This window comes from Capnocytophaga sp. oral taxon 336 str. F0502, assembly GCF_000411575.1.
GTDB lineage: Bacteria > Bacteroidota > Bacteroidia > Flavobacteriales > Flavobacteriaceae > Capnocytophaga > Capnocytophaga ochracea.
The window spans coordinates 216,510-234,475 of record NZ_KE150489.1 but is presented as its reverse complement, the minus strand read 5'-3'; the positions used below and the strand labels follow the sequence as shown (position 1 = coordinate 234,475).

Annotated in this window: 15 protein-coding genes; 3 read left to right on the top strand and 12 right to left on the bottom strand. The window is 38.1% G+C overall.

The window, feature by feature from the left end; genetic code table 11:
* Window positions 1-27 precede the first annotated feature (27 nt).
* Window positions 28-1,980, top strand: coding sequence for an OmpA family protein (locus tag HMPREF1528_RS04455; protein WP_016478805.1), 1,953 nt, complete (start codon window positions 28-30; stop codon window positions 1,978-1,980).
* A 110-nt stretch (window positions 1,981-2,090) separates the two neighbouring features.
* Window positions 2,091-4,073 (top strand): OmpA family protein, encoded by a 1,983-nt coding sequence (locus HMPREF1528_RS04450; RefSeq protein WP_016478804.1) that lies wholly within the window; start codon window positions 2,091-2,093, stop codon window positions 4,071-4,073.
* Between the two features lie 63 nt (window positions 4,074-4,136).
* Here HMPREF1528_RS04450 and lipB read toward each other — a convergent pair whose 3' ends face one another.
* The 5 genes from lipB to HMPREF1528_RS04425 all read right to left on the bottom strand — a co-directional run bounded on the left by lipB (window position 4,137) and on the right by HMPREF1528_RS04425 (window position 8,902).
* The gene (gene lipB, locus HMPREF1528_RS04445) at window positions 4,137-4,832 is read right to left on the bottom strand and encodes a lipoyl(octanoyl) transferase LipB (RefSeq protein WP_009422319.1); all 696 of its coding nucleotides are present in this window, start codon (window positions 4,830-4,832) and stop codon (window positions 4,137-4,139) included.
* On the bottom strand, window positions 4,810-5,685 hold the full coding sequence (locus HMPREF1528_RS04440; RefSeq protein WP_016478803.1) for a neutral zinc metallopeptidase: 876 nt from the start codon (window positions 5,683-5,685) through the stop codon (window positions 4,810-4,812). The genes lipB and HMPREF1528_RS04440 overlap by 23 nt, the downstream gene beginning before the upstream one ends.
* Before the next feature lie 61 nt (window positions 5,686-5,746).
* On the bottom strand, window positions 5,747-6,754 hold the full coding sequence (asnA, locus tag HMPREF1528_RS04435; protein WP_016478802.1) for an aspartate--ammonia ligase: 1,008 nt from the start codon (window positions 6,752-6,754) through the stop codon (window positions 5,747-5,749).
* A gap of 24 nt (window positions 6,755-6,778) precedes the next feature.
* Complete coding sequence (locus HMPREF1528_RS04430) at window positions 6,779-7,777, bottom strand: hypothetical protein (RefSeq protein ID WP_016478801.1); 999 nt, start codon at window positions 7,775-7,777, stop codon at window positions 6,779-6,781.
* A gap of 102 nt (window positions 7,778-7,879) precedes the next feature.
* Window positions 7,880-8,902 carry an OmpA family protein gene (locus HMPREF1528_RS04425; protein ID WP_016478800.1) on the bottom strand — a complete coding sequence of 341 codons (1,023 nt, stop codon included), beginning with the start codon at window positions 8,900-8,902 and terminating at the stop codon, window positions 7,880-7,882.
* Between the two features lie 648 nt (window positions 8,903-9,550).
* Between HMPREF1528_RS04425 and HMPREF1528_RS04420 the strand changes: the two genes are divergently transcribed.
* Complete coding sequence (locus tag HMPREF1528_RS04420; protein ID WP_016478799.1) at window positions 9,551-11,179, top strand: acyl-CoA carboxylase subunit beta; 1,629 nt, start codon at window positions 9,551-9,553, stop codon at window positions 11,177-11,179.
* Between the two features lie 75 nt (window positions 11,180-11,254).
* Here HMPREF1528_RS04420 and ruvB read toward each other — a convergent pair whose 3' ends face one another.
* The 7 genes from ruvB to HMPREF1528_RS04385 form a co-directional block, all read right to left on the bottom strand.
* The gene (gene ruvB, locus HMPREF1528_RS04415; protein ID WP_034567883.1) at window positions 11,255-12,280 is read right to left on the bottom strand and encodes a Holliday junction branch migration DNA helicase RuvB; all 1,026 of its coding nucleotides are present in this window, start codon (window positions 12,278-12,280) and stop codon (window positions 11,255-11,257) included.
* 38 nt (window positions 12,281-12,318) lie between these two features.
* Window positions 12,319-13,479 carry a pseudouridine synthase gene (locus HMPREF1528_RS12195; RefSeq protein WP_016478797.1) on the bottom strand — a complete coding sequence of 387 codons (1,161 nt, stop codon included), beginning with the start codon at window positions 13,477-13,479 and terminating at the stop codon, window positions 12,319-12,321.
* 40 nt (window positions 13,480-13,519) lie between these two features.
* Window positions 13,520-14,383 (bottom strand): ATP synthase F1 subunit gamma, encoded by an 864-nt coding sequence (atpG, locus tag HMPREF1528_RS04405; RefSeq protein WP_034567848.1) that lies wholly within the window; start codon window positions 14,381-14,383, stop codon window positions 13,520-13,522.
* A 36-nt stretch (window positions 14,384-14,419) separates the two neighbouring features.
* Window positions 14,420-15,133 (bottom strand): DUF1266 domain-containing protein, encoded by a 714-nt coding sequence (locus tag HMPREF1528_RS04400; protein ID WP_002671458.1) that lies wholly within the window; start codon window positions 15,131-15,133, stop codon window positions 14,420-14,422.
* Between the two features lie 29 nt (window positions 15,134-15,162).
* Window positions 15,163-16,743, bottom strand: coding sequence for a F0F1 ATP synthase subunit alpha (gene atpA / locus HMPREF1528_RS04395; protein WP_016478795.1), 1,581 nt, complete (start codon window positions 16,741-16,743; stop codon window positions 15,163-15,165).
* A 97-nt stretch (window positions 16,744-16,840) separates the two neighbouring features.
* Window positions 16,841-17,389, bottom strand: a complete 549-nt coding sequence (gene atpH / locus HMPREF1528_RS04390; protein WP_016478794.1) for an ATP synthase F1 subunit delta — start codon at window positions 17,387-17,389, stop codon at window positions 16,841-16,843.
* 8 nt (window positions 17,390-17,397) lie between these two features.
* A complete protein-coding gene (locus tag HMPREF1528_RS04385; RefSeq protein ID WP_002671464.1) occupies window positions 17,398-17,889 on the bottom strand; it encodes a F0F1 ATP synthase subunit B in 492 nt (163 codons plus the stop codon).
* Between the last annotated feature and the right edge of the window lie 77 nt (window positions 17,890-17,966).

Sequence of the window (17,966 nt, the reverse complement as noted above, 5' to 3'; positions counted from 1 at the left end):
TATAAATTACTTAAAATTGAATTGTTGATGAGAAAATACACTTTTATAATAGCGTTATTTTGTGGAATATCTGTACTGTTTGCCCAGAATGAGAAAGAGTTGCAAAAAGCAAAGGAAATGTATAAAAACTTTGCTTATGTTGATGCTATAAAAATATATGAAAGCATTGCTAAGAAAGGATTTGTGAATCAAGATATATTAGAAAATCTTGGTAATTCATACTACTACAATGCCGAATACAAGAAAGCATTACCTTGGTACAAACAGCTATTTGAGAATAAGAAATATAAAATCAAACCTGAATATTACTATCGCTATGCACAAGTACTAAAATCAGTAGGGAAATATGACGAAGCAAATAAGCTAATGTCTCAGTTTGCTGAGCTTACAGGTAATAATGATACGCGTGCTGTACTTTATGAAGAGAATAAGGACTATCGGGAAGTGATAGAGAGTAACTCAGGACGTTTGCAATTACACCCAGTAGCTATTAACACCGAATATTCAGAATATGGGACAGCTTTTTATGGTGATAAAATAGTTTTTGCAGCAGCTAATAGCGGTAGAGCTTCTAAAGGAGGAATTTCACAATGGACAGGAGAGAGTTTTTATGACCTGTATATAGCAGACCGCAGTAAGCAAGAATTAAGTAATAAGAAACCTTTTTCATCAGCTTTAAATACAAAGTTTAATGAATCTACGGCTGTGTTTACAAAAGATGGAAAAACAGTGTATTTTACCCGTAATAACTATATAAATAAAAAGATAGGAACGAATGGAGAAAATACTATCTTACTAAAAATACTTAAAGCAACGAAAGATGAAAAAGGTGATTGGGGGAATGTGGTAGAGGTGCCATTTAATAGTAACCAATACAATGTGGCACACCCAGCCTTGAGTCCTGATGAAAAATATCTTTATTTTGCTTCAGATATGAAAGGAACCTTAGGGAGTTCGGATATCTTTCGCGTAGAGATTTTAGGAAATAATAAATACGGTAGACCCGAAAATTTAGGAGATGTTATTAATACGTCGGGACGTGAATCTTTCCCTTTTATCTCTAAGAACAATGTGTTGTATTACTCATCAGATGGTTTTCCAGGGTTAGGAGGTTTGGATATCTTTGCAGTAAAGTTTTATGAAGACGGAACTGTATCAAAACCTATTAATATAGGTAAGCCAGGTAATAGTGCTGATGATGATTTTTGTTTTATAATGGATAGTGACAGTAGGATAGGATTTTTAAGTTCTAACAGAGCTGGAGGAAAGGGTAAAGATGATATTTACAGCTTTTATGAAGAGAAACCTTTATCCTTTGACTGTGAGAAAATGCTGAAAGGAGTACTGAAAGATGCTAATACAAAAAGCGTTATTGTAGATGCTCTTATAGTGCTATCAGATAGAACAATGAAACAGGTAGATACTCAAAGAACTAAAGAAGATGGTACTTTTGCATTCAAGAAGGTGGATTGTAAAGAATTATATTATTACCTAAGAGCTGAAAAAGATAAATATGAAACCACAGAAGTGAAAGTATTAACGGGTAAAGAAGGAGATATCTTCTACGAGTTTTTGTTAAAACCGAGAGAAATAGCTATCTCAAAGGATACTGATTTAGCTAAAGTATTTGAGATAAAAGAAATATACTTCGATTTAAACAAGTCGAACATCAGACCAGATGCAGCGGTAGAATTAGCTAAGATTGTGGAAGTGATGAAACAATATCCTAAGATGAAGATAGATATTCGTTCGCACACCGATAGCCGAGCTACAGATGCTTATAACTTAGCTTTATCTGACCGCCGAGCTAAAGCAACTCTTGAATGGATAGTTAAGCAAGGTATTGACCGCAAGCGATTGAAAGCGAAAGGCTATGGAGAAACGCAATTAGTAAATGGTTGCTCAAATGGAGTGCCTTGCACTGAAGAACAACATCAAGCTAACCGCCGTAGTGAGTTTATTGTGGTAAGTATGGATTAATAGAAATATTGTAATGGAAGATTAGGAGTTATAAATTAACTCCTATTTTTCTATTTACCCAGTTGATATTACAAACCTTCTTTTTTATAATTTTTTCCTTTTATTGATTTATGAAGAAACAAATACCTTTCTATTTATTAGTCATTCTTGTAAGTACTTTTACACAAACTATTTGTGGACAAAGTGAAAAAGAAGCTTTACAGAAAGCAGCTAACTATTACAGGAACTTGGATTATGTACAGGCTATTAATGCCTATGAAAGTATTGCTCGTAAAGGAGTGGAACCCCAAGAGCTATTAGAAAATTTGGCTAATGCTTACTACTATAATGCCGATTACAAACAAGCGAATAAGTGGTATGCAAAACTCTTTGCAAATACTGATGTTAAGACAGGAAAAACTTATAATATTAATCCTGAATATTACTATCGTTATTCGCAAACTTTAAAATCAGTGGAAGATTATGAAGCCTCTGACAAAATGATGGATAAGTTTGTGGCTCTTAAAGGGAATACTGATTCGCGTGCAGTACTCTTTCAAAAGAACAGAGATTATCAGGCAGAAATTAAGCGGAATTCTGATAGAATGGTATTACACCCCTTACAGATTAATACTAATAAATCAGAGTATGGGACAGCTTTTTATGGTAATAATATAGTATATGCTACCAGCAAAGGAGGTATTTTAAAGAAGCGTGCAGATTGGACAGGCGATAATTTTTATAGTTTGTATGAGGCAACTACTGATAGCTTGCAAGTTTCTAAGAAAGGAAGGCTCAATGGTATCAATACTAAGTTTAATGAATCGACAGCTGCGTTTAGCAAAGATGGAAACACGGTTTATTTTACTCGTAATAACTTTATCCACAATGAAGTAAAGACTAATGGGGACGAAACAGTATTGTTGAAGATATTTAAAGCTACCAAAAATAAGAGCGGTAAGTGGGAAGATGTAAAAGAAATGCCTTTTAATAGTAATATTCATAATGTAGCTCACCCTGCTTTAAGTCCTGATGGCAAATATATTTATTTTGCATCGGATATGAAAGGCACTATTGGAGCATCGGATATTTATCGTGCTAAAATACTGAAAAACGGTTATGGGAAGCCAGAGAATTTAGGAGCACTTGTCAATACTCAAGGTAGAGAGTCTTTCCCATTTGTTTCAGATGATAACATATTGTATTATTCATCAGATGGTTTTCCAGGTTTAGGGGGATTAGATATTTATGCCGTAAAATTAGATGAGGAAGGCAATCCTATTTCTAAACCTGTGAATGTAGGTCGCCCTGCCAATAGTGCTGAAGATGATTTCTGTTATGTAATTAACACTCATACTAAAATAGGATATCTTACTTCAAACAGACCAGGAGGTAAAGGAAGTGATGATATTTATAGTTTTTATGAGGAAGCCCCAGTACAGTTCTCGTGTAAACAAGCCATTAATGGGATCGTTAAAAATGCAAAAAGTTTAGAAGTAATAGCAGATGCTAAAATTACTTTATTAGATAAATCATTGAAGTTAATAGAAGAACAAATCTCGAATAAGGAGGGGACTTTTAGTTTTCTTTATACTTCCAATTGCAAAGAAGAACAGCTAATAATTAGAACAATAAGGGAAGGTTTTTCTTCTGATGAGCAAAATGTTACTTTAATAGGATTAAAAGACGCATATGCTGAAGTATTGTTATCTCCTATTGTTGAGAAGAAACCTATAAAAATAGGAGATGATTTATCAAAGGAATTAAAAATAGATAATATATACTTCGACTATGATAAAGCTAATATTCGTCCTGATGCAGCTGAACAGTTGGCTAAAATAGTAAAAGTAATGGAAGAGTACCCTACTATGAAAATAGATGTGCGCTTGCATACTGATAGTAGAGGTTCTGATAGCTATAACTTAGCTTTGTCACAAAGACGTGCAAAATCAACTATTAAGTGGCTTATAGCTCACGGTATTCACAAAGATAGGATTACGGGTAAGGGATATGGAGAAACGCAATTAGTAAATGGTTGCTCAAATGGAGTACCCTGTACTGAAGAACAGCATCAAGCAAACCGTCGTAGTGAATTTATTATTATATCAATGTAAGAAAAGAATATTTCTATAAAATAGGAGGGAGGTTATCATTTTGATACCTCCCTTTTTTATTCTTTATAATGTTGCTTCAAAGATTTCTTTAAAATGAGTTAGGATACGTTGTTTTACTTCTTGAGTATCCACCTTATCTTTTGCTAATTCTACATTTAGGGATGTTACTGCTTTACCGCGAATACCACAAGGAATAATATTATCAAAATAGCCTAAATCAGTATTTACATTTAGGGCAAAGCCGTGCATTGTTACCCAACGAGAACAACGGACTCCCATTGCGCAAATTTTACGAGCAAAAGGTGTTCCTACATCAAGCCAAACCCCTGTCTCACCTTCACTGCGTTCGCCTTTGAGACCATAATCGGAAAGAGTACGGATAATCACTTCTTCTAAAGAACGCAAATATTTGTGGATATCGGTAAAAAAGTTTTCTAAATCTAAGATAGGATACCCCACAATCTGTCCAGGTCCGTGATAGGTGATATCTCCTCCACGATTGATTTTGTAAAAAGTAGCCCCTTTATTTTTTAGTCCTTCTTCATCGATGAGCAGATTCTCTATATGACCGCTTTTGCCAAGTGTATATACGTGAGGGTGTTCTACAAAAAGGAAATAATTAGTAGTAGGCAAGGTTGTGCCATTAGCTTTGTTATTTGTTTTTTGTGCGACTATTTCTTCAAACAGCGACTCTTGGTAGTCCCACGTTTCTTTGTAGTCTTTATTACCTAAATCCTTAACGATTACTTGTTTGTTCATAAATAGTTTGAATATTACCCTGACGGATATCTCCAGTATTGTACCCTTTGGTAAACCAATATTTACGTTGTTCAGAAGTACCGTGAGTGAAAGAATCAGGTACTACGTGTCCTTGCATACGTTTTTGTATAGCATCATCGCCTACAGCGTTAGCCGCACTAAGAGCTTCGTCAATATCATCGGCATCTAAATATTTTTGGTTGTGATGAGCCCATACTCCCGCATAGAAATCGGCTTGTAATTCTTGTGCTACCGACCATTTATTGGCAGCTGCTTTGGAGAGCCCTTGTTGTTTTTGGCGTACTTGTTGAGAAGTGCCTAAAAGCGTTTGGATATGATGCCCTACCTCGTGTGCCATTACGTAGGCAATAGCAAAATCGCCACCTTTAGCTCCGAAGCGCGTTTTGAGTTCTTCAAAGAAATCCATATCCATATAGAGCTTTTGGTCAGCAGGACAATAGAATGGACCTACTGCAGAAGAGGCAGTTCCACAGCCTGTATTTACATTAGCGGTAAAGAGTACCAAGGTAGGTTTCTTATAGGTTCCTAAGCCATTTTGAGCAAATACTTTATCCCATACATCTTCGGTATCGGCGAGTACTGTAGCGGTAAATTCACCTATTTTCTTTTGTTCGGCAGTAAGTTCTACACGTTCTACCGCTTGTTGAGTTTGGTTACCACCTGCTACTTGATTTACTACAGAGGCTACTTGTTGTCCTGTTTCGCCTCCAAAAAGTTGTAACAATACTACAATGATACCTACGATACCACCGCCTGCTATAAGACCACCTTTAGCACTTATTCCGCGACGATCGTCTACATTGCTACTTTGTCTTCTTCCTTCCCATTTCATAGTTTATCTTGTTATATTTTGGTGCAAAGATACATCTTTTCTCAATATGTACAATATCCGTTTACAATAAATGAATTCCGTTCTTATCGCATAACTGAACCATATCATTTGTCCATATTGATGCTTGTACTTCACCGATATGAGCTTTTTGCAAGAGTAGCATACAGATACGAGATTGACCGATACCTCCCCCAATAGTTAAGGGTAATTCACCACGTAATAGCATCTGATGATATTCTAACTTCTCGCGTTCTTCTGATTTTGAAGCTTTCAGTTGAGAATGTAGAGAGGCTTCGTTTACTCGAATACCCATTGAAGAAAGTTCTAAAGCGCTGTTTAGTACAGGATTCCAAATAATAAGGTCGCCATTGAGTTCCCAATCGTCATAATCGGGGGCTCTATTGTCGTGTTTTTTTCCTGAAAGAAGTGTTTTGCCTATTTGAGTAATAAAAATAGCTCCTTTTTCTTTGGTGAAATTATGTTCGCGTTCAGAAGGTGATAAGTTAGGATACATATCTTCTAATTCTTGTGAACTTATGAATGTTACTTCACGAGGTAGAAAAACCTTACACTTGTTATATTCTTTTACTAATATCGCTTCTGTTTCGAGAAAGGCATTATATAGCTGTTTTACGGTTTGTTTGAGATAAGATAAAGTGCGCTGAGAGGGAGTTATCACTTTTTCCCAATCCCATTGGTCTACATAAATAGAATGGGTATTATCTAATTCTTCATCTCTACGGATAGCATTCATATCAGTATAAATGCCTTCGCCTGCTGTAATACCATAACGTTTCAGGGCTAAACGTTTCCATTTAGCAAGCGAATGGATAATTTCTATCACTTCACCTTTGTAATCTTTCATTTCGAAGCTAACAGGGCGTTCTATTCCGTTGAGGTTATCATTAAGACCTGTGGAACGCTTCACAAATAAAGGAGCCGAAATACGTGTGAGGTTTAAAGCACGCGCCAAAGCCTGCTCAAAAGAGTCTTTGATTAGTTTTATAGCTCGCTCGGTATCCATTATTCCGTAGGGAGTTGAGTAGTTTTTAGGGATAATAATAGTCATAATCAGACGATAATAAGCTGTTTGTTAATTTAGTAGCTTGCTTTGAGTTAATAGCATTAGTTCTCGTACTGCTTTGGTAGTTATAGGGTGTTCATCGGCACGAACATCAAAACCATTCATTTCGCCTATATTCCACAAACCTATACCATCAGGGAAGGCTTTAGAGTCTTTAATTTTGGAGGCAATCTTCTCAAACCATTTAGCTCTCTCAGCATCATTTCCTTCGTATTTTTTTCCTGTTTCCTCAATGACCAAAGGTTTACCAATGCTATGGCAAAAGGCAACTAATTGGGGAATGCTATTAATAGCGTCGTCGTCGTATACGTGTATGGTGGGGATATCAATCTCGGGCAACGACCATATTTCTTTAAAACCTAAATCGGCATCGGTACCCCAGCCGTCTTTGCCTTGATGAAGGAACGCACCTGCTGAAATAGGGCGAGTTACTCCCATTCTCTTTAACTGAAGAGCTAACCGTTTATAGAAGGCAATGAGATTAGCTTTATTACCCGCTTTCTCTATTGGATTATCACTGTATTTACTAAAAGGCTCGCCTGCTATGGCTATGAAAGCAAGGTGAGGGTCGTTTTTATAAGTATATCCTTTTATAGGGGTTCTGTTTAAAACAACTTCTAAATACGGAGTCCAATCGGTAGAAGGTGAATAAGGGTTGATACCTTCTTTTATGAGTTGATTTCGTATGTAGGATAAATCTAAAACATAAGTCATACCGCTGGCGACTATTTTGGCTACTTTTTTATCCATTTCGTCAAACTTATGTTCAGGGTCACTGGTTAAATCTTGCAAATGACCTTTATCTTTTTGTATCATATCAGTCAATCGCATACAATTAATACCCATAGCTTTAGCATTAGCAATCCATTTATCGACATTAGGAGCTCCATAAGCAGTAGCAATTCTTAATCCTACTCCTGCTTTTGGTTCTTTGTTTTCAGGATTTGATTTTTCGTCTTTACAAGCGATTAGTAAAACAAAAAATAGGAGTAAATATTTTCCTTTCATATTGTGTAAGTTTTTTTAATTTTAGAATCAAAGAAACTACACTTTGCTAAACTTGCTGTTTAACAAAGTGTAGAAGCTATGAAAATTAATGAAAAAAGTATTTTATTTTTCGATAATAATAAATTCTACGCGTTTATTAGCTTGGTGTTCTTCTTCGCTACAAGGCACTCCGTTTTCGCAACCATTTACTAATTGCGTTTCGCCATAACCTTTGGCAGTTAATCGGTTAGGAGAAATACCTTTGCTTACAAGCCATTGATAGATAGATTGCGCTTGAGTTTCGGTGAGGTTCATATTGTAACCGTCTTCTCCTCGGCTATCGGTGTGCACTTTAATTGCTATCTTTACAGTAGGATTGGCTTCCAAAAAAGCCACAATTTTAGCTAATTGCACAGAGGCGTCATATCGGATATTGGTTCTTCCGTAGTTGAAATGAATATTATCAATGGCAAAAACAGGGGCTAAATCATCGCCCTCGTTAAGGCTTATTGTGTGAGGGGCTAATGATATTGTTTTTTTGAGAGTGTTATTGTTCTCAAAAACGATAGGGGTATCGGCAATATCATAATCTTTTTTTACGATTTCCACAAAGCCATTTTGGAAGTTACAGTTCAGTTTTTTGGTAGTAAAAGAGCCTTTACTATCAGTTGTATTGCTGGAAAGAGCTCCCATAGCACTATCGAATATATAAACTTGAGCACCAGAAATTTTGGCACCTGTTTCGGCATCGGTTACAGTGCCTATAATTTCACGAGAGCAATCTGGTGTAGGGTTAGTTTGAGGAGCGTCACCTTTTTTTGTGAGTACCTCAAATAGGTTAAATTGTTTTTTAGCTTCGTCTTTTTTACCTAAGGCTTGCAATACCACCGCATAGCGGTAACGGTTGATGGGTTGAGGAGAGTAGTTGCCGTCTTTCATTAGTTTTTCATACCAATGGAACGCTTTAGGATAATCTTTACTAGCATAGTAATAATCGCCTAATCGTTCTACAACTTCTTGTATTTCATATCCTCTATCTACTACTGTGTTATAAATTTCGACAGGAGATACTTTTATTTGTGAAAAACCTAAGGAGCAACCTCCTAAGAATAGCGCAAATAATACTTTTATCTTCATATTTTTCATTTCAAATTAAGGCACAAATGTACAAAAACTTCTTAAAAGTTGTACAGTTTTCCTTTTTAATTTAACATTTTTAACAATTTCTCTCTTAGTTAGAGTTAGGTAACATATACCTTATTTCTACCTTTACAAAATTAGTGCCAATTTTTTCGATTAGCAAATTAGATGTAAGCTGTACGGACAGTTGTGGCATAATGAGCAGTGCGAGCTACGCAGATGATTAAGTTAGCAAGCTGAGAGAGTTGGATTATCGAAAGATTTCGGAGAGGTTCGGAAGGGGTAAATTGGCTAAAAAGTGAAAAATAGAGGGTAAATGGGTATGCTTAGCTTATAGGGAGCTTATAGGAAGCTTGAACGAATCTTGGAAGATTGGTATAGAAAGGGTATATAAGTAGTTGATAGTAAATAGTTAAGAGTGATGAATAAAAAGAGGTTTAGGCGAAAGAAAAGTAATGAAAAACGAAAGCAACCTACCTTCTGAGGGAGATTGTAGCAACGCAAAAGTGATTGAAAAGTACTACTTTGCTATATTGAACTGATGTAAAAATACAAAAGGTCTATACGATTCATTTTCTGTATTATTTTCTTACTTATCAATCATCATTTGTAATTCATAATTATTTCCTACCTTTGCACCCTCATAACATTACAATGGACATTCAATTCAATACAAACGAAGATTACAATAAATTAGCCCTTAGTCAGCTGCGCAAACGCTTGAAAAAAGTAAAAGAAGGCGGGGGCAAAAAGAACCTCGAAAAACTTCACAGCCAAGGTAAACTTTCGGCTCGTGAACGCATAGAGTATCTGTTAGACAACGATAAACCCCAAATAGAAATAGGCGCTTTTGCCGGTGAGGGAATGTACGAAGAACACGGCGGTTGCCCCTCGGCTGGTGTAGTGGTGGTGATAGGCTATGTAGCTGGTAGACAATGCGTAGTAGTAGCTAACGACGCTACTGTAAAGGCGGGGGCGTGGTTTCCTATTACTGCCAAAAAGAACTTACGCGCTCAAGAAATTGCGATGGAGAACCGATTGCCTATCATCTATTTGGTGGATAGTGCAGGGGTGTACTTGCCTTTGCAGGACGAGATTTTCCCCGATAAGGAACACTTTGGTCGCATCTTTCGCAACAACGCTCTGATGAGCAGTATGGGCATCACCCAAATAGCCGTAGTAATGGGCAGTTGTGTGGCGGGTGGGGCTTACCTACCAATAATGAGCGATGAGGCATTGATAGTAGATAAAACGGGTAGTATCTTTTTGGCGGGCAGCTATTTAGTAAAAGCAGCTATAGGCGAAAACATCGACAATGAAACCTTAGGTGGGGCAACTACCCATTGCGAAATTAGCGGGGTAACCGACTACAAGGCAACCGATGATAAAGATGCCCTCGACCGTGTACGCCGTACAATGGCTAAACTCGCCGATGCCGAAAAAGCAGGCTTTAACCGCATTGAAGCTCATAAACCGCTGAAAGACCCTAACGAAATTTACGGTATCTTGCCTAAATTGCGTACAGAGCCTTATGATATGAAGGAAATTATCCTTCGATTGGTAGACAATTCAGAATTTGACGAATATAAAGAAGGGTACGGACAAACCATTCTCACCGGTTATGCGCGTATTGAGGGTTGGGCAGTAGGCATTGTTGCCAACCAGCGCAAAGTGGTAAAAACTAAGAAAGGGGAAATGCAGTTTGGAGGAGTAATCTACTCGGATAGTGCCGACAAGGCGACCCGCTTTATAGCCAATTGCAACCAAAAGAAAATTCCCTTGCTCTTTTTGCAAGATGTTACGGGCTTTATGGTAGGATCCAAATCAGAGCACGGAGGGATTATCAAAGATGGGGCTAAACTTGTGAATGCAGTTGCTAATTCGGTAGTGCCTAAATTTACGGTCGTGATAGGCAACTCGTATGGGGCTGGTAACTACGCAATGTGCGGTAAGGCTTACGACCCGCGTCTTATCGTATCGTGGCACAGTGGAAACATTTCGGTAATGGGAGGCACGCAAGCTGCTAAAGTACTCTTGCAGATAGAAACTGCCAACCTAAGGAAAAAAGGAGAGGAACTTACCCCTGAAAAAGAAGCCGTGCTTTTTGCTCATATCAAAGAGCAATACGACGAGCAGATATCACCCTACTACGCCGCTGCTCGCCTTTGGACTGATGCCATTATCGACCCATTAGAAACTCGCCAATGGATAGCAATGGGTATAGAAGCCGCTAATAATGCCCCTATTGAAAGAGCGTTTAATTTGGGTGTGATACAAGTATAAAATAGATAAACAATAAAAAATCCTTTAAAGTAACATCATACTTTAAGGGATTTTTTCTATCTAATTGTTATTTGTTTAATTGAATAAAGTGCCTTGCCTCGTAGGATTTACTCTACCTAAATGTTTATAAGCTAAATCGGTTACTTCGCGTCCGCGAGGAGTACGTACGATAAATCCTTCTTGAATGAGAAAAGGTTCATACACCTCTTCAATAGTTTCGGCACTTTCGGATACGGCAGTCGCCAAAGTGGTAATTCCCACAGGCCCTCCTTTGAACTTATCAATAAGAGTTGAAAGAATTTTGTTGTCCATCTCGTCTAATCCGTGAGCATCTACATTTAAGGCTTTGAGGCCGAAACGGGTAATAGCAATATTTATTTCACCATTGCCTTTTATCTGAGCAAAGTCACGAATACGGCGCAAAAGAGCATTCGCAATACGCGGGGTACCTCTACTTCTGCTCGCTAATTCTATAGCAGCTTCCATAGAAATTGGTACTTTAAGGATAGAAGCACTGCGCTGAACGATATCTGCCAAAAGTTCGGTAGAATAATACTGTAATCGACTTTGAATACCAAAACGTGCACGCATAGGAGCTGTAAGTAGCCCTGAACGGGTGGTCGCCCCTATAAGCGTAAATGGATTGAGATTGATTTGTACGGTGCGGGCGTTAGGGCCTGATTCTATCATTATATCAATCTTGTAGTCTTCCATAGCTGAGTAAAGATACTCTTCTACTACTGGACTCAAGCGGTGTATCTCGTCGATAAAAAGCACATCACGCTCTTGCAAATTAGTGAGTAATCCAGCTAAATCACCAGGTTTATCAAGCACAGGGCCTGAAGTAATTTTGATGCCTACGCCCAATTCGTTAGCTAAAATATGAGCGAGGGTAGTCTTTCCAAGTCCAGGAGGTCCGTGAAAAAGGGTATGGTCGAGTGCTTCGTGACGCATATTAGCAGCTTTTACGAATACTTTTAGGTTTTCTAAAACTGCTTCTTGCCCTGCGAAATCATCAAACGACAAAGGGCGCAAGGCTCTTTCTATATCGAGTTCTTGCGCCGAATAATTTTCTTTATTTGGGTCTAAGTTTTTATTCAAGCTTTTAGGATTTAGGTAATATGAGTTAGGAGATTGAATCACTTCATATTGCGAAGGTTGATTACTTCTTGCTGAGTGAGACGACGCCAATGACCACGAGGTAAATCTTTTTTAGTAAGCCCAGCAAATACTACACGGTCGAGTTTTTCTACTTGATAGCCCAAGTGTTCAAAAATACGACGTACAATACGATTGCGACCACTGTGAATTTTGATGCCTATTTCATTCTTAGGTTTGTCGTTCACATAGCTGATTTCATCTACTTCAATAAGACCATCTTCTAACTCTAATCCGTCTTGTACCTTCATAAAATCTTTGTAGTCGAGTTTGCGGTCGAGAATTACGTGGTATATTTTGCGCACACCGTGAGTGGGGTGAGTGAGTTTTTTGGTAAGCTCTCCATCATTGGTAAGCAATAACAAACCTGTAGTAGCTCTGTCTAAACGACCTACAGGCAAGATACGTACATTGGTAGCATTTGCGACCAAATCCATTACAGTTTTGCGTCCTTTCTCATCGTTAGTAGTGGTGATAAAACCTTTGGGTTTGTTGAGCAAGATGTATTCTTTCTTTTCAGAAGAAAGGAGTTTTCCATCAAAACGAACTTCATCGGTAGGCTTTACGCGATAGCCGAGTGTGGTCATTACTTCACCATTCACCGTTACATTACCTGCCGAAATATACATATCGGCATTACGGCGTGAGCAGATACCAGCATCGGCAATATATTTGTTCAAACGCACTTCAGCTGGAGTGGTAGTAAGGTAGTCTATAGGAGCGTTGTTCTGAGGCTTGTAGATGTTGTTATAAGGTTTTTTGTTGAAAGGTTTTTTATAATTATCGTTTCGGTTATAACCTTCATTACGGTTGTAGTTGTTAGGCTTGTTATATCCCTCATTCTTTTTGAAGTTAGGATTGTAAGATTTTCTGTTTTCGGAATTATAACCGTTGTTACTATTGTTGTAACGATTGCCTCCGTTATTTTCATAACGATTATCGCTATTATTTTCATAACGGTTGCTGTTATTGCTGTAATTGCGTCCTTCGTTCTGTCCGTAAGTTTTCTTTTTGAATGAACTATTGCCGTTGTTGTTGCGATTGTTACCGCTGTTATAAGAAGAATTGTAAGGCTTTTTCTCTGAATTCCCATTAGAGGAATAGCTATTCTTCTTGTAATTATTAAATTTTTTGTTTTCCATATAAATTAAATCTCTCTATTATGTATGCCGACGCATTACATTATGCTAAGGCTTCTGAACCTCCTACGATTTCTATAATCTCACCGGTAATAGTAGCCTGACGGGCTTTGTTGTAGGTGAGTATGAGTTCGTTCTTAAGGTCTTGAGCATTGTCGGTAGCTTTGTGCATAGCTGTCATACGAGCACCGTGCTCAGCAGCTACTGAGTCGCGTAAGGCTTTGAAAATCTCTGTTTTTAACGAACGCGGAATGAGTTCTTCTACGATCTCTTGCTTAGAAGGCTCATAAATATAATTTGTGTTTAGTTCTTTGCCTTTTGCTTTAGTCGCTATAGGCTGAATAGGCAAAAATGTTTCTTCGGTAAGAATTTGTGTAGCTGCATTCTTAAAGCTGTTGTACACCAATACTATCTGGTCATATTTACCCGAAGTGTACAATTCCATTAGTTCTTCAGCCAAAGCAGCAGCTGTAGCAAAGGTGAGCTTATCGAAAATCTCGCTGTTATGAGCTACAATATTGTCGTATTTTTTCAACACATCATTGCCTTTTTTACCTATGGTGTAGAGTTGTACCTGCTTGTCTTTATAGGTAGTTTGTTCTAACTCTAACGCTTTTTTAATCACGCTGGCATTGAATGCCCCGCAGAGTCCTCTATTGGAGGTGATAGGTACCAAAAGTACTTTTCTTACTTCTCCTTTGCGCGGATTATAAACATTCTCATCACCCAAGGCAGCACTAAGATGTTCTAATAACTGCTTGAGTTTATAAGCATAAGGCTTCATCGCTACAATAGCATCTTGAGCCTTTTTCAGTTTGGCTGCCGATACCATTTTCATCGCTGCTGTAATTTGCATCGTTGAACTTACCGATGAAATTCTGCTTCGTATTTCTTTTAAATTCGCCATTTTATCAATTAACAGTTAGCAATTTTATCATTGCTGTTAAAAAGAATACCTTTGATAAACATCTATTCCTTCTATCTTCCTTAATGAAGGTGATTTGCTATGGAATAGCTGAGAGGTTAGAATAATAAGGTTTTCTAAATCAAAACCCTGAATAGTACGTCCTAAAAGGAAAGATATGGTATATTCTTGCCAATTCTTACCTTGTTCTTTCGCTATTTCTGATACTTTTTGCAATATATCCCACATTTCAGTTTCTGTGATATATTGGCACCAATAACACCATTTAGCCAAAGAAGCTGCTCTACACAAATCCCACGCATAAGCCGATTTTACTGCTTCTACTTGTGCTAATTCTATCTCCAAACCTTTGGCTATTTGTTTTTGTATTTTGCTGAGCTCAGGTGAGGTTTGCGTTAGCAGATGTCGGAACTGTAACGAACGTTTCTCTGCTAATAAGTCACTTATAGTTTCTTTAGCAGATGCTGTATCTGTTATTTCCCATTGTCGACGTAATCCTTTCTGATATGTTTCTAATATTTCAGTAGGTATCAGGTTTAGTAGATTTTCACCACGGTAATACGTTAGTATTGCTCCAAAAGTAAGCAATCGTATCTGTTCCTCTGTTAAAGGGTTTTGATTGATGTGCCCTATTTGTTTTTGCAAATGTTTTTTTGTATAAACTTTGTTTACATAAATCTTTAGCGCAAATAAAAAGACGGCTCCAATAATTACCCATATAATAACACTCATAAGAATAAATGTTTAAAAAGATGTATTTACTATTTTGCGTATTTTTCACTCAAATCTTTCGCTACTTTTTCGAGAGTAGCTGTAATCTCATCGGTGAGTTTGCCAGCTTTTAGCTCGTCTAAAATATCACGGTGCGATACATTGAGGAACTCTAAATATTCTCTCTCAAACTCTTTTATCTTGTCCACAGGCACTTGTCTCAATAAGTTTTTAGAACCTGCATAGGTAATCGCAATTTGGTTTTCTACGGGGTAAGGGTCGTTTTGTGGTTGTTTTAAGATTTCCACATTGCGTTTTCCTTTTTCGATAACCCCCATAGTAGCTGCATCGAGGTCAGAGCCGAATTTGGCAAAAGCTTCGAGTTCGCGGTATTGTGCTTGGTCTAATTTGAGAGTTCCTGCTACTTTCTTCATCGATTTAATCTGTGCTGACCCTCCCACACGCGATACCGAAATACCCACGTTGATAGCTGGACGTACCCCCGAGTTGAACAAATCAGACTCCAAGAATATCTGTCCGTCAGTAATAGAAATCACGTTAGTAGGGATATAGGCTGATACGTCACCCGCTTGAGTTTCGATGATTGGCAAGGCAGTGAGAGAACCTCCCCCTTTTACGAGTGGTGCAATGCTTTCGGGTAGGTCGTTCATCTGGCGTGCGATAGTATCATCATTAATTACTTTGGCAGCGCGCTCTAATAAGCGAGAGTGCAAGTAGAACACATCACCAGGGTAAGCCTCACGTCCAGGTGGACGGCGTAATAGAAGTGATACCTCACGGTAAGCTACCGCTTGTTTAGAAAGGTCGTCGTAGATAATAAGAGCTGGGCGACCTGTATCACGGAAGTATTCCCCAATGGCAGCTCCTGCGAAAGGTGCATATACCTGCATAGGAGCAGGATCGGAAGCATTAGCCGCTACAATGGTAGTATAAGCCAAAGCACCTGCATCTTCTAAGGTTTTAGTGATACCTGCTACGGTAGAAGCTTTCTGACCAATAGCCACATAGATACAATATACTGGTTTGCCCGCATCGTAGAATTCTTTTTGGTTGAGGATAGTGTCGATACACACGGTAGTTTTACCCGTTTGGCGGTCACCAATCACTAACTCACGTTGTCCGCGACCGATAGGAATCATTGCATCGATAGCCTTGATACCTGTTTGTAGAGGTTCGTTTACAGGCTGACGGAAGATTACCCCAGGAGCTTTGCGTTCCAACGGCATTTCGTATAGTTTGCCGCTAATAGGTCCTTTTCCATCAATAGGTTGTCCTAAGGTATTTACCACACGCCCTACAATGCCTTCACCTACATTGATAGAAGCAATAAGCCCTGTACGTTTTATGGTATCCCCTTCTTTAATATCGGTAGAGGGACCTAAGAGAGTAATCCCCACGTTGTCTTCTTCGAGGTTGAGGACAATCCCTTGTAGTCCATTGTCAAATTTTACTAATTCACCGTATTGTGCATTCGATAGTCCGAAGATACGCGCAATACCGTCTCCCACTTGTAATACCGTTCCTACTTCTTCCAAAGAAGCATTGGCGTCGAAGTGAGCTAATTGTTCTTTTAAAATTGCTGAAATTTCAGCGGCTTTTATTTCTGCCATTTTTTCAGTTTTTATTTCTTAGTTGTTAGTTTTTAGTTGTCAGTCTTATTTATATCAATCTTTAAACAATTCTTTCTCCTTACCATTCGTCTCTTACTTACAGAAACAGTTTCTCTTGAAACTCTTGTTGTAATCTGCTAAGTTTATGCGCTACACTGGCGTTGTATTGCACATCATCTACACGAAGAATAAAGCCCCCAATAATATTTTTATCTATCTTGTTCTCAAGGGTAACATTTTTATTTTTAGTAAGCATCATTACCTTTTCGAGTATCTCTTTGCGGGTAGCTTCATTAAGCGGAGTTGCCGTAGTTACTACTGCTGTTTTGTTATGCTTATAATCGTTGTACAATACAACAAACTTCTCGGCTACTGCTCCGAGTATTGGCAAGCGTCGGTTCTGAATAAGCAAATCGAACAAACGTTGCGTTTCAGGAGTAACCATTGTAAATATTTCAGTAAGGACATTCTTCTTTACCGTTGTTTTCACAATAGGCGAAATGAGCATACGCTCCAAGTCCTTATTCATTTTTATTGTTTTATCTATCAAGGTCATATCAGCGAAAACCCCTTCTAATGCATTTTGTAGAAGAGCGTATTCCAAGAGTGCCTTGGCATATCTATTTGCTACTCTCAATCCGTACATAACCTATTTTAGTTTAACGTAACACCTTTTAGATAATCGTTGATGAGGGCAGTTTGTTTCTTCTCGTCTGAGAGTTCGCTCATCATCACTTTCTGAGCCATTTCAACAGAAAGAGCTGCCACTTGGTCTTTCAGCTGAGCCAAGGCTACTTTCTTCTCACTGTCAATCGCTTGTTGCGCTTGTTTGATAAGCTTTTCGCCTTCGCGTTGTGCTTCTTCTTTGGCTTCTGTTACGATTTTATCCTTAACATCTCTTGCCTCTTTCAAGATTACATCTCTCTCGGCACGTGCTTCAGCTAAAAGACGTTCATTATCGGCTTTGAGATTTGCCATTTGTTTTTGAGCTTCTTCAGCAGCTTCCAAAGCCTTATTGATAGAGTCTTCGCGTTGTTTTACCGCATTCATTATGGGCTTCCAAGCGTATTTTGCTAAGAGGAAAAGCAATATCAGAAATATGAGAGTATTCCAGAATAATAAACTTTCGGGGTGTGCTAAATTCATTTCTTTAGTTGTTATTTAGTCTTTAATAATATGATTATTTTATTCTCTTTTCTGTCCCTTTATGTAGGGATAAAAGA

Bases quoted from the DNA above. Each gene is read 5' to 3' on its own strand.
- HMPREF1528_RS04455 (WP_016478805.1), top strand. From the start codon at position 28: ATGAGAAAATACACTTTTATAATAGCGTTATTTTGTGGAATATCTGTA.
- HMPREF1528_RS04450 (WP_016478804.1), top strand. From the start codon at position 2,091: ATGAAGAAACAAATACCTTTCTATTTATTAGTCATTCTTGTAAGTACT.
- lipB (WP_009422319.1), bottom strand. From the start codon at position 4,832: ATGAACAAACAAGTAATCGTTAAGGATTTAGGTAATAAAGACTACAAA.
- HMPREF1528_RS04440 (WP_016478803.1), bottom strand. From the start codon at position 5,685: ATGAAATGGGAAGGAAGAAGACAAAGTAGCAATGTAGACGATCGTCGC.
- asnA (WP_016478802.1), bottom strand. From the start codon at position 6,754: ATGACTATTATTATCCCTAAAAACTACTCAACTCCCTACGGAATAATG.
- HMPREF1528_RS04430 (WP_016478801.1), bottom strand. From the start codon at position 7,777: ATGAAAGGAAAATATTTACTCCTATTTTTTGTTTTACTAATCGCTTGT.
- HMPREF1528_RS04425 (WP_016478800.1), bottom strand. From the start codon at position 8,902: ATGAAAAATATGAAGATAAAAGTATTATTTGCGCTATTCTTAGGAGGT.
- HMPREF1528_RS04420 (WP_016478799.1), top strand. From the start codon at position 9,551: ATGGACATTCAATTCAATACAAACGAAGATTACAATAAATTAGCCCTT.
- HMPREF1528_RS12195 (WP_016478797.1), bottom strand. From the start codon at position 13,479: ATGGAAAACAAAAAATTTAATAATTACAAGAAGAATAGCTATTCCTCT.
- atpG (WP_034567848.1), bottom strand. From the start codon at position 14,383: ATGGCGAATTTAAAAGAAATACGAAGCAGAATTTCATCGGTAAGTTCA.
- HMPREF1528_RS04400 (WP_002671458.1), bottom strand. From the start codon at position 15,133: ATGAGTGTTATTATATGGGTAATTATTGGAGCCGTCTTTTTATTTGCG.
- atpA (WP_016478795.1), bottom strand. From the start codon at position 16,743: ATGGCAGAAATAAAAGCCGCTGAAATTTCAGCAATTTTAAAAGAACAA.
- atpH (WP_016478794.1), bottom strand. From the start codon at position 17,389: ATGTACGGATTGAGAGTAGCAAATAGATATGCCAAGGCACTCTTGGAA.
- HMPREF1528_RS04385 (WP_002671464.1), bottom strand. From the start codon at position 17,889: ATGAATTTAGCACACCCCGAAAGTTTATTATTCTGGAATACTCTCATA.